Origin of the sequence: Clostridium sp. UBA7791, assembly GCF_002480755.1 — a bacterium.
GTDB classification, from domain to species: domain Bacteria; phylum Bacillota; class Clostridia; order Clostridiales; family Clostridiaceae; genus Clostridium_J; species Clostridium_J sulfidigenes.
This window is the reverse complement of record NZ_DLCT01000013.1, coordinates 428,943-453,445: the sequence shown is the minus strand read 5'-3', so window position 1 is coordinate 453,445 and position 24,503 is coordinate 428,943. Positions and strand designations below refer to the sequence as shown.

The following is a 24,503-nucleotide window of genomic DNA, read 5'->3' as shown; positions in this document are numbered from 1 at the left end:
GTAAGATGAGTGAAGCTGATGCAATACAAGAGGTGAGAGAGAGTTTAATAGAGATAAAAGGCTTGCTTAAAAATATGAATGATACCAATGAACTTAAACTTAAAAACTTTGAGGAAAAGTTAAAGGTTGCAAACAATAGAATTTCAGATTTAGAAGATGCTAATAGATGGTTATGGAGAGCAGTTGCTGGAGCTTTAATAAGTGCAGTAATTGCTTTTTTAATTAATTTTAAATAAGAAGGAGAGATAATTATGGATTTAATGACTTTTGTACCAGAACATTTACTTATTTTAATTGTAGCTACTTATGTAGTAGGAGTGTTCTTAAAGAAAATTGAGAATTTCCAAGACAAGTATATAACTATAGCTTTAATGGTATTTTGTATTACCTTTGCCATACTGCTAACTTTAGTAAATGCAGAATACAAAAGAATGTTTGATGCTATAGTAAATGCTATTTTACAAGGTATCCTATGTTGGGGCGTTAGTGTAGGTATTAATCAAACTTATAAACAAATTAATAAGCAAGAATAGTTTACAGAGTGGGAGCAATTCCACTCTTTTATTTTTAAGGAGGAATGGTTTATGAAAATAGGATTAAGATATGGACACTCTATTAATTGTAGAGGTGCTAGAGGAAAAATCGACGAAGTAGATAGTTGTAGGATTCTTTATGGTAAGATTAAAGCTTTACTAGAAGCACAAGGACATACAGTTATAGATTGTAATAGCAATGCTAATAATGTAAATTCAGAATTAAGTGAAGGTACTAATAAAGCAAATAATACGAAAGTAGATATATACATTACCATACACATGAACTCATTTAATGGTAAAGCAAAAGGTGTTGAGTGTTGGGTATATGATACTAATAGTAAAACTGCAATAACTATAGGAAATAAAATATGTGCTAATATATCGAAACTAGGCACTCTAAATAGAGGGGTTAAATACAGTACAGGTTATCATGATTTAAATGCCAGTAGTATGGAATCTATAATAGTAGAAAGTTTATTCTGTGATAGTAGTCAAGATGCCGAATTATTTAAAAATAAAACTGATGAATTAGCAAGAGCTATTGCCAATGGAATTGATAATAGAGTGAGTTTAAATATATCTAAGCCACAAAAGCCAATTATTAAGGAGGAATATGATATGAAAAAGATAGTAACTTATTTAGGGGATGCAGATCTATTTGCCGCAGTAATGGTGGCTCAAAAATTATCTTGCCCATTAATGCGAGTTAATGATTTTAAAGCTAGTGGATTAAAGGCAGAGCAAGTAATTCAGATAGGTGGCAATGCAAATGATACTAATAGATATATGTCTATGAAAAATGCGGCTAATAAGTATTTATAGGAGATAATATGTTGAATTTACTTATAATCTAATCCATAATATCAGTATAAGCGTTTATAAGGGGGGGATTAGATATGATAGGTTTACTATTAGCAATTGGGGTTGTTTGTATAATAGTTTTCTTCAATAATTTTGTATCTATATTAAAAAAGATACGAATAGATGGACATACAAGTGAAAATACATCTTGGTGTATAATTTCAATAATAGTATTATGGGGAATTTCAATATTTCTCTGTTCTATTTAAAGATTTTTAGGTATATAGTGATTTAAAGGGTAGTGACTTCGGTTGCTGCCCTTATTTTTTATACCTATTTTGTTAAATATATGGACAAGTTGTCAATATATGATAAAATAAAAATAAACCACTATGACGGCTAAATCAACAGTGGTTTAAAACTAAATATGCATTTATACTTTATACCTCCATTATACAGGAATAGAATTATAAGTGCAATAATTATGGAGGATATATGAAAAAAGGTGCAAAAAGAGTAGTTAAGAAACAAAGAGAATTTCAAGTTGATTACTTAAGGATATTCGAGGAAAAAATAAACTCAAAAGATGAAATAATAACAAATTCACCATTTAACTTAAGTTTATATTTTAATGATATATCTGAAATTGAGGTTAAAAAGAGGGTTAAGAATTATAACAATGAAGTTATAAGACTTCAAAGCATCGAGAAGATACAGGAACCTACAGATAACTTGAAAAAGTGCAAAGATTTGTGGGAATTGCATTTTATAAGAATAAAAACTAATTCTATATCTGGCATAGCAACACCTGATGGAGAATATGATGAAAAGCTTTTAACAGAAAAGTTAGATGATAATCAGTATTTAGCTGAAAGTACGGCATGTTTATATGATGGAGAAAAGAATTTATTTGTAATTGCGAGAAATAGAGATGCAGTACTTCCAAGTGCAATTCTAGAATTTTTTAAGAAGATCTTGAATAATCAACATCTTAATTATGCGATTTTGCCTAATAATACTAATTTGAAAAGTAAAAAAAGCTGTATATATAGAAAACTTGTTATTGGTATGAAAGATATGTCCACTTTAAATGATAAGGACAAATCATACTTAAAAGTTAATATACCTGCTGTATATAATGCGATAAATGGCTTTGATGGATATGGTTATTGCAACATTAAAATAGAGCTAACGATGGGTGATGAGCCTAAAAATATAAGTATGAATAATCAACTTGTAAAAAAGACAGGATACAAATTAATGGAATCAGGAATTGAAAATTTAAATAAAGTTGAAATTTCATCAAAAGAAAATGCAGACACAAAAGTAGAGACAATAGATTTAATAAATAATAAAATTAAAGATAAATTTACAGTAGGATATTCTAGAAGTGAACCAATATTGTATGCAGATGTTATAATTAAATTATTAACTTCATATAATATAAAAAAGAAGAAAACAGATGGTATAATAAAATAAAATATCAATATAAGAAAGGAGGAGAAATTATATGAAAAAAAACAATATTATAGCTCTTTTGGAGAGGGCCTTACCTATAATAATTTCACTTGCAGGTTCATTAATGGCATTGGCAACAGGATTTAGAATAGATTTATTACATGATTATAATAAATTGTTTTCTAACACAATAAGTTTCTCCTCTATTTTCATTGGTATGTTAATGACTTTAGTAGGTTTGATACTAGGATTTGCAAGTAAATATGTAATAAAAAGAATAAAATCTAAAAATGCAGATAAAATACTAATTACATATTTTAAAAAACCTATTTTTGCAGGTATTATTTTAGTAGTAGTCTGCTTAGTATTAAGTAATTTATTTGATGAAAATATATTGACAAATATAACAATCCTTAAAATAATTTCTACTTTGTGGATAATGGTATTAATATATTTTCTTACAGCTACAATTCGAGTGTTATTTTTAACATTTATAATTCTGAAAGAAGTTTTTCATGAAGATACCGAAGGAATTGATATTAAGAATGAAGAGGGAGAACGGAAAAAGATAGAGTTTGATGATGATTGTTTTTAATATATAACCACTTAAAAGGCTAGTAGGGAATAAAATCCTTACTAGCCTGTTTTTCTTTTGTATAAGCACATAGCTGAGAGTGAACTCAAATAAATTATAGACACTTAGCATTAATTATATACATTAAATGTAAAATAATCAACAATTAGTTATATAAAATCAATGATAATATTGGAAAGTTAGGTTCAAAAAAGACACTTTCGTGCATTTATTAAAGAAAAATATGTATGTTTATGTAATAATACGGTAGATGCAAATAATTAAAGTAGGAAGCAACTTCAAACGAAGATAATATTATTAAAGAAAGAAGGTATCTATATGAGCATTAATAATATCACAGGAAATTATGGTGGATATTTAAATAGTTTATCAATGAAGAACTCTGAAATTAAAGGTGTATATTCATCAAAAAATAGTGTAGGAAAATCTTCAGAGTTTAAGGACATTTTAGATATTTCCACATCAAGAAAAAATATTTTAAGGACAAATGATATTGGAGGAATAACTATAGATAAAGGAACCGCAGCAAATACAACTTTATATGTTGATAGGGCTTCTTTTAATCAAATAATGAATTATACTACTAATAATCCAGCATGTCAGTGGGAAGAATTAGGTATTGATGATGAGAAAAGGTGGATTGTTGTTAATGGGCAACGGTTTGAATGCCCACTTAGCGAAGAGGAAAAAGAACTTCGTAGAAGACTTAGAAAGGGACTTGTTGAGATGTTAGATGAAGCTGATAAGGAAAGAGAAAAACATAAATCTAAATCAGAAAGACATGGTTCTGTTAAAATAAGTTTTGATGAAAATAATAAAATTAAGTTAAATGGTGATGTGAGTTTACAATCAAGTGATAAGATTAAAAATCTTATGAACAATGATAAGGTAATGATGATGTTAACAGATATTATGAACATGAATGGTGGACAAGGTGTTATGTTATCATTGTAATATGTAAATAATAAAATCTATATTTAAAATAGAAAAAGATTATTAAAATAGAAAGTAATTAAAGAGCCTGAATTAATTTCAGGCCTTATCTATTTTATTATAAACATTAATACTAACACCATAAAGAAAGATAATATCCCAAGTATAGATCCTAAAGTTAAAAATTTTAAAATGATATATAATTAAATTAAAAGGTAGAAAGCAATACAGTATTACTTTCTACCTTATTTTTCTTTTGTATAAGCACATGGTTTAAGATGTATTTAGATTATAGACAAAAATATAATATTTAAACATATATTATGATAATTTTTAGAAAAACATATAAAAAAAGGTTGACACCTTATACTATCCGTAGTATAATTAAAGTATAGAAAGGAGGTAGTAAGGTGCTGAAAGACATATTAGAAATAGTGGTTTTAACACTAACAATAGTAAAACTTCTAAAAGAATTAAAACCAAAGAAAAAAAGACAAAAGAAAAAGCGCCCCCACCAAAGGAAACGCTAAACAAAGGACAGAGGGAAATGCAACTTCCCTCTTCCATCCTTATATATATTATACCAGCACCTTAGAAAAATATGAAGAACAAAATTAATCTTAGTATCGACATAATTGTATTAGTAATAACAGCCATATGGATTTCAGACTTGAGTTTCTCCGATTTAACCACTCTGCAGTATATTGGGTTAGCATTAGCTGTAGTAATGGTAATATTAATGATCATTAAATTTATTAAGAAAGGTGAATAAGTATGAATAATAAAACATCAACACAAACTGAAGCTAATAAGAAATGGCAGCAAAAAAATAAAGAATACTCTAATTATTTGAAAAGTAGAAGTACATCTAGAAGCTTTATAAAAAACAAAGCTACACTAGAGGACTTAGAAGAACTAAAAAACTTAATTGAAGAAAGAAGAGAGCAATTAAAAAGCCTAGAATAAATCTAGGCTTTTACTTCATCTATAAATCTTTTATGTTATCTAAATCAGATAGATCTTTTCCAGTATATTCATTAAGAAAGCGTAATAGTTCTGCTCTAGTGACTTTAAGTCTTCCTAATTTCAAACCTATCAATACTTTTTTCTCAATAAGTTCATATACTTTATGTTGGTCAACTTTTAAAATTTTTGCTATTTCAGGAACAGTATAAAGTATTTCTTTACTAGATGAATTGGTAGAACTTTCATTAACATGAATCACTTTTGTAGGTGGTAGACTACGTGATTTATTAATATTGTCTATTATATTTTTTAATTCTATATCTGATATTTGAACATTAATATTGAAAGAGTACAAATTTATCACCTCATTATAATATTTATTAGAACATATAGTTTATACTAAGTTACTGTGACGACAATGTCGTCTATTTGCCACCAACGTACAACATTTGAAACATTGTGTAATATTCGGATATTTGTTATTAAATATTTTTATTTCCTTAAGAGTAGCTAGTATACCTTCTTTAAGAAACTAAAAGATATTCTAATTTACGAAAATATATTTTTATGGTGGCATACTCCGCATGTTGAGGTGGTCACAAAACTTACTAAGAGCAAAGCGAATTAGGAAGTTTTAAGAGTGCCACCCATGCAAGGGCTCCCCAAGAATCCGAGCGAAGCGACGGATGATTGGTAGGAGACTACTGCTGAGGCGGTTGTTAAGCTTACTAAGAGTTTTAGTATCAGGAAATAAAAATGCCATGAATATAAAGGATGTACCAATAGAGCTTAAAGAGAATTAATAATTTGGGTTAAAAGGGGGATGTGTTTTGAGTTTATTTGAGAATTTTACAGAAGACCTATTAGAAGAGGCAGCTATAGAGATACTTCGGGAGATGGAGTATAACTATAGCTTTGGACCAGATATTGGTCATGATGGGGAATATCCAGAAAGAAAAAATTATAGGGATGTTATTTTGGAGCAAAGAGTTAAGGATGCTTTGTTTAATCTTAATAGACATCTTCCAGAAGAAGCGTTAGATGAAGCTTATAGAAAGATAATTACCTTTAATAGTCCAATATTAGAGGAGAATAATAAGGAATTTCATAAACTCTTAGTTGAAGGTATAGATGTATCTTTTAGAAAAGACGGTCAGCCTAAAACTGAAAAGGCTTATATCATAGATTTTAAAAATCCTAAAAAGAATGATTTCTTAGTAGCTAATCAGTTTACTATAATTGAAAATGAAGAAAGAAGACCTGATTTAATAATATTTGTTAATGGCATTCCTTTAGTAGTTATAGAGTTAAAATCAGCTACGGATGAGAATGTAGGAATAGATAGTGCATATAATCAAATACAAACATATAAACAAGACATTCCATCATTATTCAACTATAATGCCTTCTGTATTTTATCAGATGGAATAAATGCTAAGGTTGGAACAATCACTTCAAATGAAGAAAGATTCATGAACTGGAGAAGTATTGATGGCATAGATGTTGCTAGCTTAGATGTACCTCAATATGAAGTAGTGCTTAGGGGAATGCTACAAAAAGAAAGAATTTTAGATATAGTTGAAAACTTTTTATTATTCCAAGAATCAACTAAGGCAGAGTATGATGTTGATGATAATAAAATAGGAGATAAGAAAACTACTATTAAAATATTAGCTGGTTATCATCAATATTTTGCCGTTAAAAAGGCAGTGGAAAAGACCAAAATTGCAACCAGTGAACAAGGTGATAAGAAGATAGGAGTTATTTGGCATACCCAAGGGTCAGGTAAGAGCTTTTCTATGGTATTCTATGCAGCGAGCCTTGTAAAAGAACTTAATAATCCTACCCTTGTTATATTAACTGATAGAAATGATTTAGATGATCAATTATTTGGAACATTTTCTAAATCAGCAGATATTCTAAGACAGACTCCAAAGCAAGCACATGTAAGAAAGCTTACAGATGATCAAAAAAAGGCACAGACCAAGGAGAACTCTAAAGAAGTAAATGGATTATTTGATCTCTTAAATGAAAGAGAATCAGGTGGAATCATCTTTACTACTATTCAAAAGTTTAATCCAGAAGATGGTGAAATGCCAGCACTTACGGATAGAAGAAATGTTATTATCATTGCAGATGAAGCGCATAGAAGTCAGTATGGTTTAGAAGCAAAAACTGGCACTAAAACTGGTGAAGTTAAGTATGGTTATGCAAAATATCTAAGAGATGCTCTTCCTAATGCTTCATTTATAGGATTTACAGGTACACCAATAGATTTAGAGGATAGATCTACTACATCTGTATTTGGTGAATGTATTGATACTTATGATATGACAAGAGCTGTTGAAGATGAAGCTACTGTTAAAATATACTACGAAAATAGAATTATTAAATTAGAAACTGATGATGAAGAACTTAAAAAAATAGATGAAGAATTTGAAGAAATTACAGAAGGACAAGAGGATAATGACAGAGAAAAATACAAGTCAAAGTGGTCAAGATTAGAAGCTGTTGTAGGTTCACCTAACAGAGTTAAGAAGCTTGCAGAAGATATAGTTAATCACTATGAAGAAAAAGCTAAAACTATTGATGGTAAAGCTATGGTTGTATGTATGAGTAGAAGAATAGCTGTAAACCTTTATGACGAAGTCATAAAGCTTAGACCAGATTGGCATAGTGATGATGTTAATAAAGGTAAAATAAAGGTTGTAATGACTGGTAGTGCAGCTGATAGTGAAAGACTTCAAAAGCATATAGGTGGAAAGCAAAGACGTGATACTTTAGCTAAAAGAATGAAAGATAATAATGATGAGCTAAAAATAGTTATTGTTAGAGATATGTGGCTTACAGGTTTTGATGTTCCTTCAATGCATACTATGTATATAGACAAGCCAATGCAAGGACATAATTTAATGCAAGCAATAGCGAGAGTAAACAGAGTTTTCAAAGATAAATCAGGTGGTGTTGTAGTTGATTATCTTGGAATTCTTGAGAGCTTAAAAAAAGCACTGAAGCAATATACAGATAATGATAAGCAAAATACAGGTATAGATACATCAGCTGCAATAGCTGTAATGATTGAAAAACTTGAAATTCTTCGTGATATGGTTCATGGACTAGATTACTCAGCATATATGGGTAGTTCTCAAGCTGCTAGAATTAGAGCTATAACTAGTGGTATGAATTTAGTTCTAGGTATGGAAGAAAAGCAGCAAAAGGAATTTAAACAGTATGCAATTGAACTAGCGAAAGCTCATTCTTTATGTGTAGCAACAGAGGTCGGTAAAGCTTTAGCTTTAGAAGTAGCTTACTTTAAGGCTGTTAAAGCAAGTTTAGCAAAACTTGACTCAAAAAATGTTATGAAAAAATCAAAAAAAGAAATTGAAGCAAGAGTTAATCAGATGCTTGAAAGATCCATTATATCAGAAGAAGTCATTGATGTTTTTGACACACTTGGTATTAAAAGACCAGAAATTTCAATTCTCTCAGAAGAGTTCTTAGAAGAAGTAAAAACTATTAAATATAAAAATTTAGCTGTTGAAATGCTTAAAAAACTTCTTGAAGGAAATTTAAAATCCATGGAGAAAAGAAATTTAGTTAAGTCTGAAAAGTTCTCAGAAAAACTAAAGAAAGCTCTTAATAAATATAGAAATCAAGCTATAACTAATGCAGAGGTAATAGAAGAGCTTATTAAAATGGCTCAAGAAATAAAAGCAATGAAAGATAAAGAAAAAGATTTAGGACTTAATGATGATGAAATAGCTTTCTACGATGCTTTAACTGCTGATGATATAATTAAAGAATTTATGGATGATGATACACTAAAGAAAATAGCCCATGAGCTAACAATGTCTATAAAAAATAATATTACTATAGATTGGAGTGTAAGGAAAGTGCCCAAGCAGGTATGAGAAGAATAATAAAGAGATTGTTAAAGAAATATGATTATCCACCAGAACAAGCAAAGCATGCCTTAGAAGTAGTTATGAGACAGGCAGAGCTTATGTGTGGAAATGTTGATATGGATGAGATAATTTGTGATAGAGTTGCTGAAAGTAAAGGAGATTACGGAATATATAATAGCTAAATATAGATATAGAAGTAAGGATATTAAATTATTAGAACTACAGAACTGCCTATCAAATAGAAATAATTTAGTTGATAGGCAGTTTTATTACATTATCAGAAGGCAGATTATTCTGAATTACATTAGAATTTTAGATGGAGATGTCGTTGATAAGCTCCAATGAAGCTTCCTATAAATACTTAACTAAATGATTTTTATAGCACTAATATTTTTGCAACATATGAAATGGCTAGACATACTTAGTAGTACTGTACCAGAAAAAGCGGAGCATTGAAAAAAATGATAATTGTTGATAAGAGAGGAGAAGATATTATATGCGTATACAAAAAATAAGAATTATATCTAACAATATCTGTTATGGTCCGGAACCTTCTCAAAAAGATGAAGTGGAACAACATTTAACTATATCAGCAAATGGACGAGTAGTACTTTCTAGATATAATTATGGTCAAGAACCTGGAAAATATGAATTGAGCAGTAGAAAAAAAATTAGCATTACAGAAGAAAATGCTTACATAATCTTAAATGCTATTGGCATATATTTTGAGAGTAATTCTGTAGATGTGTTTACAACCGATATCGGAACATGGGATTTAGTTATTACTGGTGATGATGGGGAACGAACTTATAGTGGTTCTCTCTGTAATTCTCTTGAAGTAAATGGAGATGATCTATCTGATCTTATACGCGATATATTGGGAAGTGAAAACTTGTTTGTTTTTGATGGAAACTATAAACCGGATAGAATTGAGAAAATTAATATGAACTATCATCGGGTTTCCAAAATAAAACCCAAAGCTCCTGTCGTAGAAATTGTTAATATTGAGTATTTCTCTGAAGAGGATGCACCATTTCCGATTGAAAAGACAAAATATATTATCAAAAAATGTACTGATGATGATTTTAATGTAACGAAATTTAATAATGCTGAAGAAAATAAAAGTTATATACATAGTGTGTTGGATAAAAAACTTAAGGAAAATATGTGGACTGAGATTAGAAATCAAGAAGATATTGATAAACTAATGTATGACTTTGGAGGGTTTCATGATGGATGCCTCAAGGAATTGAGGTATTTATCTGGTGAGTATGTTAATAAAGATTTAAGCATGTATCCCCTCAATTCAGAAAGAAATATATATGCTATTTTTCAACGTCAATGGAAAAACCCATCGGTTGTTGAAATGGTGTTTGAGGGAGTAGAATGTATGACATTAAATCCACGTAATGAAGATTATGATGGGATTATATATGGTGCATATATGGTAATCCAAGATGGAAAGTTTATATGGTTTGATTGCGATGATTTCAAAGATGATTATCGTGAACTATATGAATATAATGATGTTACTTGGATAAAAGCTGAAACTGTTAAATGGAGAGTGGTAGACAATTATCTAGGAGATGAGGATGTGTTTATTTACAGGGATTGATAGGTTGACGTATACCCAAGGTTTCTATTCATGTAAGATTCCTTTATGATGAGCAGATATTTAGATTCATTTATAATTTTAATGGAATGCCTTACAAGAATAAACTAATAATACCTTACAATGGTGCCAATGTACTAAGTCCATTTGTAAATTTAGGGGATAGATAAAAATAATAAATTATACTACAAGGAATTATAAAATTGGTAATGTTAATTGTATAATTTTTTTTATAGTGAATTGAAATTATAGAGCAAGTCGATAAATAGTAATTTGAAGAGGTGAGTATTTGACAGAAAGAGAAAAGATGTTAGCTGGTCAGCTTTATGATTGTGGAGATATGGAGTTGATTACACAATGGCATAAAGCAAAAAACTTGATTAGACAATACAATAATACTATGTCTGAGGATGCATATACAAAAAACAATATTCTTGATAATTTGCTTGGTAGTAAAGGAAAAAATCTTTGGATTACTGCACCTTTTTTTGTTGACTATGGAAATAATATTTATTTTGGAAATAATTGCGAAGTTAATATGAATTGTACTTTTTTAGATGATAATAAAATTATTATTGGAGACAATGCATTGATTGCGCCAAATGTTCAGATATATACGGCATTTCATCCTGTAAATGCAAGAGAACGTTTTGGTGAGCCTAAAGAAGATGGGGCTTTTCAATTTTGTAAAACGCAAACAGCACCTGTCACTATAGGCAACAATGTTTGGATTGGTGGTGGAGCAATCATAATGCCAGGAGTAAAAATTGGAGATAATGTTGTAATAGGTGCAGGAAGTGTTGTTACAAAAGATATTCCATCTAATAAGGTTGCATATGGTAATCCATGCAGAGTGGCTAGGGAAAATATTTAGAAAGACAAATTCCAATTTATAGATTAGATTTATCTTGAATAATAGTAGTGTTAATTGAATCATGATGTGTTAGATGAAGGTTTAAATTATGATTAGTTTAGTATACAATGAGATAAATACTAATCAGAGATATGGGGTAATATAATGAATACAATATATGAATATGTTAATCAATTTCAGGGTATAAAAAGGGAATGGCTAGAGAAGCTTGTAATATTTATGAGAGAAGAAACTCAATTACAAGAGTGTTTTGATTACAAGATGCTAACCTATAAGGGTCATAATTTTTATATTGCTTTTGCATCGCAGAAAAATTATTTTTCTTTTTATACAGATGAAGTAAGAGTCCTAGAAATCTTTAAAGCAGAAATACCTTCTACATCACTAGGCAAAAGTTGTGCTAGAATTAAATATAAAGAGCAAGATGCTGTAAATGTAATGATGCATATTATAAAGGAAATTATAGTGATGAACAGAGATACTAAAAAAGGTACTGTTTCGAACTTAAGTGCAATTAAGAAGTGGAAAGCTATTCCTGAACATGGAAGAAATATATTAATGGCCAATGTATTTTGTCCTAATTGTGGTGTAACTATTTTAAAAGATGGATTCATAATTCATGATGATGGTCCATATGGCATTATCTTAAAAGGAAAATGCAAAAAATGTGGAGAGCAAGTGGCACGTTATGTTGAAAGTAATTAAAGAATAGAAGAAATTGAAATGAATACAGAAAAGGAAACTTTATATGATATATTTCTAACCTATTCATATGGGGGAGTTAAAAGAATTATTTAAAAAAGCTAAAACAAGAGAAGAACAAGATTTTTACATGAATTTAGCTAATGTAGTGTTACAAAGAGAACAGAGAAGGATAATTGGTAATTAGTATACCTAGTTATACAATATTTGCTGGCGTTAATGGAGCTGGAAATAGGGGTAGAAACACATGAAATTGCGCAGGCTAGAGTTAAGCATAGAGTTGAAAATCGTTGGCATGTATACCATCTGATATAATTAATAGAAGATACTATGAGTCAATAAAAAATTTAAAAGAAATTATAGCGGTATGTAACGAAGTAAATATTTACGATAATACTGAAATATTCAAGGAAATAGCCTTTTTTAGTGGTGGGAAGCTTATATGGAAAGAGCTCAATGCCCCTAAATGGTTTAAGGAAGTTTTAGAAAAGTATGAAGAAAACTAAAGTGTTGAGACCGTAGTGAAGATAGAGAAAAAATAAATTTTCTTAATTCACTCTTGATTGACTTTTTAGATGTATAATAGTATAATGATAAAAAAATTGAAATTTGAGGTGAAAAAATGATTAATTTTTCTTGCTAATATTTAAAGTACATTTAATACAAAGATAAACAGGTGCATTCTGTTTGTTTTGTTGTACTTATGCAAGAAAGTTATTCTTTTTTCTCTTAATATATACACTTGTGTTATGCTATAATGATTAGCTTAACTACGTATATTTATGAGCTGTAAGAATAATTAATTCTTGCGGCTCTTACTTTTTTTATAAATAATTCGAATAAGGAGGATAAATAATATTATGATAAATAAAGACACTTTGCTAACACATGATAATCTCCATATAGAGTCGGATACTGCAGGCGACACTTATATGGAGTAATAACAAGGTCGCCTATTGTTCCGATTTTGTTATTTATACTATTAAATACAGAGGAGGACAAAAATATGTCTTTAATAAATGTTACAAACCTAACCTTTGCTTATGAAGGTAGCTATGATAATATTTTTGAAAATGTAAGTTTTCAAATTGATACTGATTGGAAATTGGGATTTACTGGGAGAAATGGAAGGGGAAAGACTACTTTTCTAAATCTTTTGCTTGGAAAATATGAATATAATGGAATCATTTCGGCTGATGTGACTTTTGAATATTTTCCTTATGAGGTGCAGGAGCAAAGCAATTTCACCATAGATGTCATAAGGGGGATTAGTCCAAATTCAATGGATTGGGAAATAGTAAAAGAATTATCTTTGTTAGATATGGACTACGATGCTTTATATAGACAGTTTTATACACTATCTAAAGGAGAGCAGACAAAAACATTGTTGGCTGCTATGTTTTTGAAAGAGAACTCCTTCTTACTTATTGATGAACCTACCAATCATTTGGATGCTGAAGCTAGGCAAAAACTAAGTAATTACTTGAAAAAAAAGAAAGGATTTATTCTGATTTCACATGATAGGTCTTTTTTGGATAATTGTGTTGACCATATCTTGTCTATTAATAAAACTAATATTGAAATACAAAAAGGAAACTTTTCTTCATGGTGGAGAAACAAAGAATTACAAGATGGTTTTGAGTTAGCAGAAAACGAAAAATTGAAAAAGGATATTAACAGACTTTCTAGCTCAGCAAAACGTACATCTACGTGGTCAGATAGCGTTGAAAGCAGCAAGTATGGAACTACTAATTCTGGGAGCAAATTAGATAAAGGATATGTTGGACATAAAGCTGCAAAAATGATGAAGCGTGCTAAAAATATAGAAGCTAGACAACAAGACATGATTGAGGAAAAATCAAAGCTTCTTAAAAATATTGAATCTAATGAAAGCTTAAAAATAGTACCGCTTACTTTCCATGATAAAAAGCTTGTAGAACTTACAGGTGTTGCAATTGAATATGATGATAGAATTGTCTGTGAAGGAGTAAACTTCACTATAGAGCAAGGTGAAAGAATTGCTATTCAAGGAAAGAATGGCAGCGGAAAATCAAGTATATTGAAATTAATTTATGGAGAAGACATCCCCCATAGTGGAATTGTAAGAAAGAATAATAAGTTAATCATTTCCTATGTTTCCCAAGATACTTCAGATTTATATGGTAACTTATCTGATTATGCAAATAAACACTGTATTGACGAGAGTTTATTTAAAGCGATGCTTAGAAAACTTGATTTTTCAAGAGAACAGTTCGAAAAGAATATCGAGGATTTTAGTGGAGGACAGAAGAAAAAGGTATTGCTTGCTAAAAGTTTGTGTGAACGGGCACATTTGTATATTTGGGATGAACCATTGAACTTTATTGATGTCATTTCTCGTATGCAGATTGAGAAATTGTTAATTGAACATGAACCTACAATTTTGTTTGTTGAGCATGATAGTGTATTTTCTGAAAATGTTGCAACAAAAATAATAAAATTGTAAAAGTAGAAATGGAAATTAATATGTTTAATGGGAATATACAAGTAACACACAATAGGCTCCATGCAAAGCCAGATGTTTTGAGTGACGCTTGCATGGAGTAGTATAAGTCGCTAATTATACTGGCTTTGCTTCTTAACTATTAATAGTGAGGAGGAGGCCTATATGAAATATACAAAAACAAAGTATGGAAAAATGAAACAAATAATATCAAATCTAAAATTACCTGATTATAGATATGAGCAGCTTACAAAAGCTATTTTCCATCAAAAAATAGATAGTTTTGATGATATGCATATACTACCAAAAGTGTTAAGGATAGCTTTAGTAAATGAGTTTGGAAGTAATGTATCTAGTGTAATACCTGTTTTTTCACAAGATTCTAAGCAAGCTCAAAAATTGTTATTCGAATTGACTGATGGAGAAAGAATAGAAGCTGTTGGACTAAAGTATAAACAGGGGTGGGAATCGTTTTGTATTTCTTCCCAATGTGGATGTGGCTTTGGATGTGGTTTTTGCGCAACAGGAAGTGCTGGATTTAAACGCAATCTTACTGCCGATGAGATAACTGACCAATTACTTTATTTCTATTTTAATGACCATAGATTGAATAGTATTTCATTTATGGGAATGGGTGAGGCTCTTGCAAATCCAGAGTTGTTTGATGCAGTAAAAATTTTAACTGATCAAAGTTTATTTGGGTTAAGTCAACGAAGAATTACTATTTCAACAATTGGCATTATACCAGGAATTCAAAGATTGACCAAAGAATTTCCACAAGTGAATCTGGCTTTTTCACTTCACTCACCATTTGAAAGTCAACGAAGCGATTTAATGCCTATAAATAAAAGATTTCCATTGAATGAGGTAATGAAGACATTAGATGAACATATCATTCATACGGGACGACGAGTGTTTATTGCTTATATTATGCTTGAAGGAATTAATGATTCCAAAGAACATGCAGGGGCAGTTATAGGTTTATTGAAAAATCGTGGTTCATGGGAGAATTTATATCACATTGATTTGATACCTTATAATTCTACGGACAAAACAACTTTTAAATTTCAACCTTCAAGTGCTATCAAGCAATTTTGTAGTATACTAAAGAAAGCAGGTATTAGTGTAACTGTTAGAGCACAATTTGGTTCTGAAATTAGTGCTGCTTGCGGACAGTTGTGTTATGAAAATGAATTATGATGCTAGTTAAAAATATCCACTTAAACAAATAAAAAGTTTAATTTAAATGATATTGAAGATTTTTAATTATATATTGAAGAGTGTTGTATGTCCCTCAAACTTTAGATTTGAGGGACGTTTTGGTTAGGATGGGTAAACTTTTGTGCAAGATTAGAGATGTTTGTGTAATTAGATCTATTTGTATTGAAGTTTATGCGGTATCTTAAGATCATTAAAAGCCTTCGATAAAAAATTAATTCTCTTCTTGATTTATAATTTATATATGTTTTTGAAAGTATAGTAGAAAAAATTATTATAGGTGGAATTGATGAATATGGAAATAAAGACGCTACACAAATTACATTTGTCTACAAAACAGGATTTAAGAATAGCTTAAATTAGGATAAATTTAGATCTCAAAGAAAAAAATAAGGAGGCAGACATAGAATTGATTAATTGTATTTACAGCTTTTAGAAAATCAAATTGAAATGATTATGAATAAGAAGGCAACAAAAGCCTGATACAGGTGATGGTCATCACCACCTGCTTAAAGCTTGCGCTAACCATATTATATAAATTAATATAAGCACCACAAGATATAGACACACCCCAAATTAATTATTAACTATAAACTCCACTGCCTTTAAAGTTTTCTCATCTAAATCTTCTGGGTACCAGTGCCCAATTCCTTTATTAATATGGTATTCATGAGCAAGTCCAACTTCCTTAAATATTTTTAAGAGATGCTGAACAACTGGGTCAGTGTCCTGATCCCCTTCAAGAATAACTATTTTTGTTTTTCTTTCTGCTAATTTCTTTGTATCTTCAAGTCCAATGATATCTAAGTAATCACCAGGGCATAATGCAATAACTCCTTTTATTGGAATAGTGTTATTAAAAGCCATATCAATAGAGGTAGTTGCACCACCAGAGAAACCTCCAAATAATACACAAGTTTCATCAATAGAATAGTCTAATAATAATTGCTCATAGCAATCTATCAGTTCTTTTCTTGATAGAGTGGGATCAGTAAGCCAGCCAAAGCTATTATGGAAATACATTTGTGATGATTGAGGATATACAACTATGTATCCTTTTTCTAAAAGTGCATCAGGCTTCCAATACCAGCTAGTATTTTTTATATTGCAATGAAATCCATCACCATGTAAACAAAAGAATAATGGATATTTTTTTGTTGGATCATAGGGTTTTGGAAGGTGAACTTCATATTGTAGCTTAGAATTTTCTTTAGCTTGGTGAAGTAGCTTTGTATTTAAATTATTAAGAGACTCATATTCAGGGTGGTTTCTTAATAAATCAAAGTTTGGCCAGTGTAGGGGAAATGTATAACCTTTTTCAAGTGATTTTTCTATAATATTAATACAGCTCTCACTATTATTGGTTTGAGTATATACCCTAGATTCATCGATTATAAGTTCAAATAGATTTTCTTCATATTCATCCTTTGGTAAAAGTTCATTTGCATGAAGGAGTATATTTAAAACTTCATCATACTTTTTTTCAGAGAAGAGTATTGAATAGTATTCTTCAAATTCATAAAAATTTCTATAATTCATAGGAATCTCCTTTAATTAATATTTATTTAAAATATTGCCAATAGGTTAATTATAACAGATAAGGGATTACAGGTATATGGAAAGGTTGGTTGTAAGTGTAACATATTCATAAGTTATGCAGTTTATGTAGATAAATAGAGATAACCTTAACATAAGAAAACTAATGTAAGTAGCTTTATCCATGCCTGGATGGTAAAATAATAGAGAACTGAAGATGATTAGGGGGAATTTTTAAGAAATGAAGAAATTTTTGTCAAGCTTAATTGGAATAGTATTTGCTGTTTTAATTTTTGGCATGACCATGATGCCAAAAGACACAAAAAATCAACAAAATATTGCAAGTAATAAAATTGAAGCTAAAGAAGAGAAGAAAATTGAAGATAGTTCAGTGGATGAATCAACTGAAGCAGTTAAGGAAACTGCAAGTAATTTAAAGGAAGAATCAAAAAAAGAAACTTCAGCTGTTATCACAGAAGATATATTTTCAGGATATAAGCTGATAGTAGTTGATGGTGGAAATCTATCTGGACACAGAGAACCTAATGTTGTAGTTGACATAGGATTTGGAGATAGAGAATATTATGCTTTTACAAATGAATACGGTCAGCTTGTTAAGGTAATAGCAAAGGAGATAATCTTGCAAGATGATTCAACAGAGCCTGTTAATTCAAGTGGAAGATATTATCAAGATGAAGCGAAAGTGCCAGGAGTTGAAAGTAGGACCTTGGATGAGGGACATGTTATAGCAGATTCACTTGGTGGAGTTTCTAATGCATACAATATAACTCCTCAGAATAGTATCCTTAATAGGCATGGTGACCAAGCTTATATGGAAAAGGTTATTCGAGATGCTGGAGGTTGTACAGAGTTTGTTGCAATAATAACTTATCCAGATACAACTACTCAGATACCAAGTCACTATAGCTACACTTATACAATTAATGGGAATGTAATTAATGATGAATTTGATAATGTGAATCCTGATGAATATAATGCAAGTTTAGAAACGAATACTTCAACTAACAACTCAAATTCTAGTAATAATACAAATACTACTATCAATAATTCAGGTAGTACAAGCAGTACAGGGAAAGTATATTGGACACCTAATGGAAATAGCTATCATACTACAAAGGGTTGTTCTACTTTATCTAGAAGTAAAACTATTTTAGAGGGAACAATACAAGAAAGTGGAAAGAATGACCCATGTGATAGATGTCATTAGTTTTTATAGATGTTTAGATATTTAGACAGGATTTTGATATTGAAAGCTTGTTTCATTTACTTATTGTAAACTAAAGATAGTTTAAGAGGAAGATGTTAAAAAATTCATTGAAAAGACAGGTGTTTGTACTATTTGTGAAGGGTGCAAAAGTGAGCTTGAGCAAATTCTTTCTTCTGTTTGTGGATGCAAGGGTGTTTCACTTAAAACTGTAGTTGGTGCTGTTAAAAATGGTGCTAATACTGTAGAAAAAGTTGGTGAAATTACAGGAACAGGTACGGGATAAGGTTGCGTAAGATGTAAGGTACTTATTGCAAATATAATTGAACTTGGTAGACAAGTTAAATTTAATAATGGGTAGCTAGAAGTTGTTCGTCGATTAGTTAAAGAAAATTGACGAACAATTTTTTTATTAGAATACCTAATTACAATAAATGAATAACCTATTATTAGCCATGTTATTAACCTAGATATATCTAAAAATCTTAGTGATTATTTACATAGAGCTGGAAAAGTTGGAAGAGCGAGAGAAATAGGGGAAGTATTTTCTTTAATCGATAATAGAGAAAAAAATATAGTAAGATGCATGAAAAGAGCTTTAAAATTAATATTAAAGAAAAACATCTTTATAAAGGCAATGTAGAAGAATAATATGAACTTTGTATGAACCTGTCGCAGACAGCCAAATTAAAGATTAATAATTTAAAAACTCCTGTGGGAGTTTTTTCTTTATAGGCTATTATATTGACACCAATACTACTGCGTGATACTATATACTAGTAATAAGTAGTACTGAATACTGGTCATACAGAATAGCAAGGAGGAGTTACAGTGGAGAATCTTACAGAAATGCTCAAAGGTGTGCTGGAAGGCTGTGTTCTTGAAATCATCAGACACAAGGAAACCTACGGGTACGAGATCACGCGGCGACTGAACGCTCTCGGTTTTTCGGACATTGTGGATGGGACGGTATATACCATCTTGGTGCGGCTTGAGAAAAACGGATTAGTGGAAATTACGAAAAAGCCATCCGATATGGGGCCGCCGCGAAAGTTTTTCGCACTCAACGACGCGGGGCGCAAGGAACTACAGAAGTTCTGGGAAAAATGGGAGTTTGTATCATTGAAAATTAATGAATTAAAGGAGGGGAAATGATGAATTTTTGGGAGAAAATTACGGGAAGCGATATAACTAAAGAATTGAAAACTTTTGAATTGCGAGCCCAAAAGCTACCGGATGACTATCAAACAGCATGGGAAAAAATTAATGCTAATCTTTGGACACACTCAGATTTCACAGGTCGCAACCTCATGACAATTCTTGACGGTGTGCTTGGCCTGCTCGAAGAAACTGCTGCAGACGGTCAGAGTGTACAAGAGGTTTTGGGTGACGATATCAAAGGCTTCTGTTCAGCGCTGGTCGGCGAAGAAGGGGCAAAGTCTTTTCGTGACAAGTGGCGCAAGCAACTCAACAATAATATCACTAAAAAATTAGGTAAATAGGAGGATACAATGAGAATACAAGATATCATCGAAGGCAAAAAAGAGTGGCGAGCGCACGTGGCGCGTGTCAAAGTGCTCCCAAAAGATTATCAGATTGTTTATAAAGAGATTCAAAAATATCTCTTTAAGGTTGGTCCTGTTGAACTAACCAACGGTATAGGTTTGCTCTCGGGGATTATCGATCTTTTTGAAGAGGGAGCAGTCTTGGGGAAAGGCGTACTCGAAGTGACGGGTAGTGACATAGCAGCTTTTTGTGACGAGCTAATCAAAGATTCAAAAACTTACGCTGACATCTATCAAGAATCTGTTGATCAAGAAGTTAACAAGGCCATGAAAAAGGTTACGGATAAAACAAAGTAAAAGGGAGATATCTGGATTGAAAACTTCCAATTATTTTGTCCCAGGTGCAGTTACTCACCTATAGGGTTAGATTACACAAAAGGTTATTATGTCAATAACCTTTTGTGTAATTGTATAGATATTATGTTCTCACGCACGTTGAGTGTGTAGTGTTAATGTTAAGAAATTAAAGTGCGAAAAGCTATAAAACACTATGTCCTATAAGATATGAAAAATAAAAGTAAATCTGTTCACCCCCAATATACCCTGGATATACGTTCATGGGAACTATCGGGGGTAAAAGTTTAAGTGAAAAATGGGCTTAGTATTATCTTCAGGTGTTTTGGCTATAATTCTATTTACTTGGTGCAATACCTTTAATGAACAATTCTGTCCATTGGGCCGTATAAGGGAGAATCTTTGGGTAGATGTGAGGACTTGAGATACCTTCAACAAGGGCTTGAAAATAAGTCAAAAGAAATTCATCTGAATATTTCAGATCAACCTTGCCTTCTTTACGTCCACGGTGGAATAAATCCAGCATGATACTGTAGCTTTCTTTGACATATTGTTGCATCATCAAGGATAAACCGTCGTCCCCCTTTTTGGTTACAAAATCCATCAAATCCAAATAGAACTGCTTGTCGATTTTTTCTAAATAATTAATTTTGTTCTGACTCATGGCAATGAGTGTTTCTTCGAAAGGATTATTTTCCGCCATAATTTCTCTGGCTGTATTTCCTATCTTATCTAAAAAATGCCTAAAAACCTCGTGGATAAGATTTTCTTTACTACCAAAATACTTAAAAATTGAAGTTTTACCCACATTGGCGTTTTTAGCAATCTCATCCATAGTTAAATTTTCTATGCCGGTGTAGTTGCTCATCAAATCAAGAGTTGCTTCTAAAACTTGATTTTTTTTATGCTGTGTCCTTTTCTCATAACCATTCATTCAATAACCTTCTTTCTATCGAGTATGACTAAACAATATTTAAAAAGCTTATGATTATCGTTTTCTTTTTATATTATATAGTAAACGTTTTGGATTATCAAATGAATAATAGTCCAAAATGTAGTGGTTTTTATTGACATAGCGGATAAAAAGATCTATAATGGAACTTATAAATGAACTTTAGTTTAAAACATAGTTAAAAAATATAGTATATGGACTTTTATCGACAATATAGTTCATATTATGCTCTGTATTTTGAACTTTGGTTTAAACCGGAAAGCACGTTATAAGACTATTTCAAAATATTCTAAGAAGGAGTTTTATTATGAAAGAAATTGTAAAAGTGCAAGGGTTGCAGAAAAGATTCGGTAAATTTAAAGCATTGCATGATGTGAACTTCACGGTAAATGGAGGGGAAGTTGTAGGGTTTATTGGGCCAAATGGCGCGGGTAAATCAACAACGCTTCGTATTTTACTGGGAATTATAAAACGTGATGCTGGGGATGTGAAAATCTTTGGTAAAGATGTATGGAAGGATAGCCTTGAGATTCATAAGCGCATTTCATATGTTCCGGGAGATGTGGCTCTTTGGGGTAGCTTAACAGGTGGAGAAATTATTGATTTATTTATAAACCTACATGGCGGTGGGGATAAGAATAAACGTGACTATTTGATTAAGCGTTTTGAATTAGATCCTAAGAAAAAGGCAAAAGGCTATTCAAAAGGGAATCGACAAAAAGTCGGATTGATTGCGGCATTGTCAGTGGACTCCGATTTGTATATTCTTGATGAACCTACTTCTGGTCTTGATCCTTTGATGGAAGCCGTTTTCCAAGAGGAAATTGAAAACATTAAGCATGCAGGAAAAGCAATTTTACTATCCTCACATATTTTAAGTGAAGTAGAACGTTTAGCAGACAAGGTGGTAATTATACGTCAAGGAAAAGTCGTTGAGACTGGGACATTGGATGAATTGCGTCACTTGACTCGTTCTACGGTTACTTTGATGACGGAAGGGAATGTGGCTGAGATGGCATCAGTTAAAGGTGTTCATGACTTCAAGCAAAAAGGTACCCAAGCTACCTTCTCTGCAGATAATGAATATATCAATGATATTTTGTCAAAAGCATCAAAATTAGGTGTTAAGAAGTTTGAATCTGTGCCACCTACCCTTGAAGACTTATTCATGCGTCATTACGAAGTCTAGAGTCGGAACGGAGGAAATTATTATGAATGAAAAATTTGCGCGTTGGGGTGTATTATTTAAGCTATATCTGAAACGTGATTGGAAAAAAATTATTGTCTGGATTTTGGGTCTGGGCTTATTTTCAGGTGGTTTTGTTCCAGCTTTCGAAGAAATCGGTAAGGGGCAAGGTTTGATGGGAATGTATGAAACCCTCAAAAATCCTGCCATGATTTCCATGGTTGGTCCGACACCAGTAAAGTCGGCAGCGGATTATACGTTAGGAGCTATGTATACCCATGAAATGCTGTTATTCTGTGGTTTGTTTGCGATGATCATGGCTGCTTTACATGTTGTCAGCCATACTCGTAAGGAAGAAGATCATGGGCTTACTGAATTAGTACGCTCCTTCCAGGTAGGTCGTCAAGCTAATTCTTTTGCTGTGATTACCGAAATAGTACTTATCAATGTTTTATTAGCAATTTTTATTAGCGTGGTTATGACTAGCTTTGGTGCAGATACGATTACTGCCAAAGGATCATTCTTGTTTGGTGCATCGATAGGGATGGCTGGTATCATTGGTGGGGTTGTTGCATTAGTTATGGCACAAATTATGCCAATCTCTTCCGGTGCAACCGGTTCGTCTCTTGGAATTCTTGGATTACTCTATATTTTACGTGCTGGTACCGATGTGTCAAATGTTGATCTCTCAATGTTTAATCCTATGGGATGGACTTATCTGACATATCCTTTTACTAAAAACAATTGGGTTCCTCTGATTCTTGCAGTAGTCTTTTGTATCATTGCAGTGATCGTTGCTTTTGTCCTTGAAGGCGGACGTGATATGGGAGCTGGTTACTTACCTGTAAGAGAGGGACGGGAGTCAGCGAAAAAATCATTGCTGTCTGTACCTGGTTTGTACATCAAGATTAACAAAGGTGTAATGATTAGCTGGTTAGTTGCTTTCGTAATCATGGGGGCAGCCTACGGTTCGATTTATGGAGATATGCAAACCTTTCTAAGCAGCAATGAAGTGATGAAGCAAATGTTTACTCTAGCAGATGTTTCGTTAGAAGAATCATTTACTGGGACCATTATGATGGTAATGATTGGATTGGTTTCTGTTTTACCAATAGCCATTGTTAATAAACTTTACTCGGAAGAAGTAAGACTACATTTGAGTCAGCTTTATGCTACAAAAGTGACTCGTGCTCAGCTCTATTGGGTAAGTGTCATTTTGGCAGTGGTTACTGGAGTAGTTGGGATTTTGCTGGCTGCAGGCAGTCTTGGTGGTACAGCAATTTTTGCAATGGGAGATGGCTCAACTATGAATTTGCAACAATTTATAATCGCAGGGTATAACTTTCTGCCTTCTGTTTTGTTCTTTATCGGGCTTGCAGCTTTGGTTTTAGGTTGGGTACCAAAACTAGGTAAAGCTATTTATATGTATCTTGGCTATTCGTTTGCACTAAACTACTTTGGCGGAATATTAAATTTACCGAAATGGTTTTCAAAAACAGCCGTGCAAAGTTGGATTCCACGAATGCCGGTAGATCAGTTTGATGGAGTAATCTTTATTACTATGACTTTGATTAGTATTGCATTGATGATATTAGGGTATATTGGATATCACACACGGGATATGGTTGAAGGAGCTTAACACTTAATGTTGTTCTGAATACTC

The 24,503-nt window shown here is 31.6% G+C and carries 26 protein-coding genes and 2 pseudogenes; 25 read left to right on the top strand and 3 right to left on the bottom strand.

Translation table 11 applies throughout. The features are described 5' to 3' along the window. Positions 1 to 5 precede the first annotated feature (5 nt). The 9 genes from B3Z56_RS17550 (at position 6) to B3Z56_RS17510 (ending at position 5,289) form a co-directional block, all read left to right on the top strand. A complete protein-coding gene (locus tag B3Z56_RS17550; protein ID WP_150844901.1) occupies positions 6 to 236 on the top strand; it encodes a hemolysin XhlA family protein in 231 nt (76 codons plus the stop codon). 15 nt (positions 237 to 251) lie between these two features. After that, on the top strand, positions 252 to 533 hold the full coding sequence (locus tag B3Z56_RS17545; RefSeq protein ID WP_150844902.1) for a phage holin family protein: 282 nt from the start codon (positions 252 to 254) through the stop codon (positions 531 to 533). Positions 534 to 584: 51 nt separating this feature from the next. Further along, complete coding sequence (locus B3Z56_RS17540; RefSeq protein ID WP_346879295.1) at positions 585 to 1,358, top strand: N-acetylmuramoyl-L-alanine amidase; 774 nt, start codon at positions 585 to 587, stop codon at positions 1,356 to 1,358. A 74-nt stretch (positions 1,359 to 1,432) separates the two neighbouring features. Continuing rightward, complete coding sequence (locus B3Z56_RS17535) at positions 1,433 to 1,606, top strand: hypothetical protein (protein WP_346879294.1); 174 nt, start codon at positions 1,433 to 1,435, stop codon at positions 1,604 to 1,606. Between the two features lie 226 nt (positions 1,607 to 1,832). Further along, positions 1,833 to 2,816 (top strand): DUF6731 family protein, encoded by a 984-nt coding sequence (locus B3Z56_RS17530; RefSeq protein ID WP_346879293.1) that lies wholly within the window; start codon positions 1,833 to 1,835, stop codon positions 2,814 to 2,816. A gap of 31 nt (positions 2,817 to 2,847) precedes the next feature. Next, the gene (locus tag B3Z56_RS17525; RefSeq protein WP_346879292.1) at positions 2,848 to 3,390 is read left to right on the top strand and encodes a hypothetical protein; all 543 of its coding nucleotides are present in this window, start codon (positions 2,848 to 2,850) and stop codon (positions 3,388 to 3,390) included. A 318-nt stretch (positions 3,391 to 3,708) separates the two neighbouring features. Next, a complete protein-coding gene (locus tag B3Z56_RS17520) occupies positions 3,709 to 4,344 on the top strand; it encodes a hypothetical protein (RefSeq protein ID WP_346879291.1) in 636 nt (211 codons plus the stop codon). 580 nt (positions 4,345 to 4,924) lie between these two features. Continuing rightward, positions 4,925 to 5,095 (top strand): hypothetical protein, encoded by a 171-nt coding sequence (locus B3Z56_RS17515; RefSeq protein WP_346877102.1) that lies wholly within the window; start codon positions 4,925 to 4,927, stop codon positions 5,093 to 5,095. Positions 5,096 to 5,097: 2 nt separating this feature from the next. Then, positions 5,098 to 5,289, top strand: a complete 192-nt coding sequence (locus B3Z56_RS17510; RefSeq protein ID WP_346879290.1) for a hypothetical protein — start codon at positions 5,098 to 5,100, stop codon at positions 5,287 to 5,289. Positions 5,290 to 5,308: 19 nt separating this feature from the next. Here the strand turns inward: B3Z56_RS17510 and B3Z56_RS17505 are convergent, their stop codons facing one another. Beyond that, positions 5,309 to 5,644, bottom strand: coding sequence for a helix-turn-helix domain-containing protein (locus B3Z56_RS17505; RefSeq protein ID WP_346879289.1), 336 nt, complete (start codon positions 5,642 to 5,644; stop codon positions 5,309 to 5,311). Between the two features lie 541 nt (positions 5,645 to 6,185). Here B3Z56_RS17505 and B3Z56_RS17500 point away from each other — a divergent pair. From B3Z56_RS17500 to B3Z56_RS18055, 8 genes and pseudogenes are all read left to right on the top strand, one after another. Further along, a pseudogene (locus B3Z56_RS17500) lies at positions 6,186 to 9,376 on the top strand (type I restriction endonuclease subunit R). A 314-nt stretch (positions 9,377 to 9,690) separates the two neighbouring features. Beyond that, complete coding sequence (locus tag B3Z56_RS17490) at positions 9,691 to 10,809, top strand: hypothetical protein (protein ID WP_346879286.1); 1,119 nt, start codon at positions 9,691 to 9,693, stop codon at positions 10,807 to 10,809. Positions 10,810 to 11,095: 286 nt separating this feature from the next. Further along, entirely contained in the window at positions 11,096 to 11,680 is a 585-nt protein-coding gene (locus B3Z56_RS17485; RefSeq protein ID WP_346879285.1) for a sugar O-acetyltransferase, read from the top strand. Positions 11,681 to 11,824: 144 nt separating this feature from the next. Beyond that, positions 11,825 to 12,385, top strand: coding sequence for a DUF1801 domain-containing protein (locus tag B3Z56_RS17480; protein ID WP_346879284.1), 561 nt, complete (start codon positions 11,825 to 11,827; stop codon positions 12,383 to 12,385). Positions 12,386 to 12,672: 287 nt separating this feature from the next. Further along, positions 12,673 to 12,888 carry a hypothetical protein gene (locus tag B3Z56_RS17475; protein WP_346879283.1) on the top strand — a complete coding sequence of 72 codons (216 nt, stop codon included), beginning with the start codon at positions 12,673 to 12,675 and terminating at the stop codon, positions 12,886 to 12,888. A 500-nt stretch (positions 12,889 to 13,388) separates the two neighbouring features. Further along, positions 13,389 to 14,867, top strand: a complete 1,479-nt coding sequence (locus B3Z56_RS17470; protein WP_346879361.1) for an Lsa family ABC-F type ribosomal protection protein — start codon at positions 13,389 to 13,391, stop codon at positions 14,865 to 14,867. Between the two features lie 162 nt (positions 14,868 to 15,029). Then, a complete protein-coding gene (locus B3Z56_RS17465) occupies positions 15,030 to 16,064 on the top strand; it encodes a Cfr family 23S rRNA (adenine(2503)-C(8))-methyltransferase (protein WP_346879282.1) in 1,035 nt (344 codons plus the stop codon). Between the two features lie 261 nt (positions 16,065 to 16,325). Further along, positions 16,326 to 16,442: pseudogene (locus tag B3Z56_RS18055) on the top strand (recombinase); the annotation flags it as partial. A 216-nt stretch (positions 16,443 to 16,658) separates the two neighbouring features. On the opposite strand, the gene B3Z56_RS17460 reads toward B3Z56_RS18055, so the two are convergent. After that, a complete protein-coding gene (locus tag B3Z56_RS17460; RefSeq protein WP_346879281.1) occupies positions 16,659 to 17,621 on the bottom strand; it encodes a hypothetical protein in 963 nt (320 codons plus the stop codon). Between the two features lie 238 nt (positions 17,622 to 17,859). Here B3Z56_RS17460 and B3Z56_RS17455 point away from each other — a divergent pair, with 238 nt between their 5' ends. From B3Z56_RS17455 to B3Z56_RS17435, 6 genes are all read left to right on the top strand, one after another. Next, on the top strand, positions 17,860 to 18,846 hold the full coding sequence (locus tag B3Z56_RS17455) for a DNA/RNA non-specific endonuclease (protein WP_346879280.1): 987 nt from the start codon (positions 17,860 to 17,862) through the stop codon (positions 18,844 to 18,846). A 106-nt stretch (positions 18,847 to 18,952) separates the two neighbouring features. After that, positions 18,953 to 19,129: a (2Fe-2S)-binding protein gene (locus tag B3Z56_RS17450; RefSeq protein ID WP_346879360.1), complete on the top strand. Its 177-nt coding sequence runs from the start codon at positions 18,953 to 18,955 to the stop codon at positions 19,127 to 19,129. A 159-nt stretch (positions 19,130 to 19,288) separates the two neighbouring features. Beyond that, positions 19,289 to 19,486: a helicase-related protein gene (locus tag B3Z56_RS18050; protein ID WP_414632292.1), complete on the top strand. Its 198-nt coding sequence runs from the start codon at positions 19,289 to 19,291 to the stop codon at positions 19,484 to 19,486. Positions 19,487 to 19,674: 188 nt separating this feature from the next. Further along, positions 19,675 to 19,998, top strand: coding sequence for a PadR family transcriptional regulator (locus B3Z56_RS17445; RefSeq protein ID WP_346877078.1), 324 nt, complete (start codon positions 19,675 to 19,677; stop codon positions 19,996 to 19,998). Then, a complete protein-coding gene (locus B3Z56_RS17440) occupies positions 19,998 to 20,345 on the top strand; it encodes a DUF1048 domain-containing protein (protein WP_346879279.1) in 348 nt (115 codons plus the stop codon). Before B3Z56_RS17445 ends, B3Z56_RS17440 begins: the two co-directional genes overlap by 1 nt. Positions 20,346 to 20,354: 9 nt before the next feature. Beyond that, a complete protein-coding gene (locus tag B3Z56_RS17435) occupies positions 20,355 to 20,705 on the top strand; it encodes a DUF1048 domain-containing protein (protein ID WP_312061154.1) in 351 nt (116 codons plus the stop codon). A 334-nt stretch (positions 20,706 to 21,039) separates the two neighbouring features. On the opposite strand, the gene B3Z56_RS17430 is transcribed toward B3Z56_RS17435, so the two are convergent. Then, entirely contained in the window at positions 21,040 to 21,636 is a 597-nt protein-coding gene (locus B3Z56_RS17430) for a TetR/AcrR family transcriptional regulator (RefSeq protein ID WP_346879278.1), read from the bottom strand. Between the two features lie 325 nt (positions 21,637 to 21,961). Here B3Z56_RS17430 and B3Z56_RS17425 point away from each other — a divergent pair, with 325 nt between their 5' ends. Next, positions 21,962 to 22,843: an ABC transporter ATP-binding protein gene (locus tag B3Z56_RS17425; protein WP_346879277.1), complete on the top strand. Its 882-nt coding sequence runs from the start codon at positions 21,962 to 21,964 to the stop codon at positions 22,841 to 22,843. Between the two features lie 22 nt (positions 22,844 to 22,865). Continuing rightward, the gene (locus B3Z56_RS17420; RefSeq protein WP_346879276.1) at positions 22,866 to 24,479 is read left to right on the top strand and encodes a tetronasin resistance protein; all 1,614 of its coding nucleotides are present in this window, start codon (positions 22,866 to 22,868) and stop codon (positions 24,477 to 24,479) included. Positions 24,480 to 24,503 lie beyond the last annotated feature (24 nt).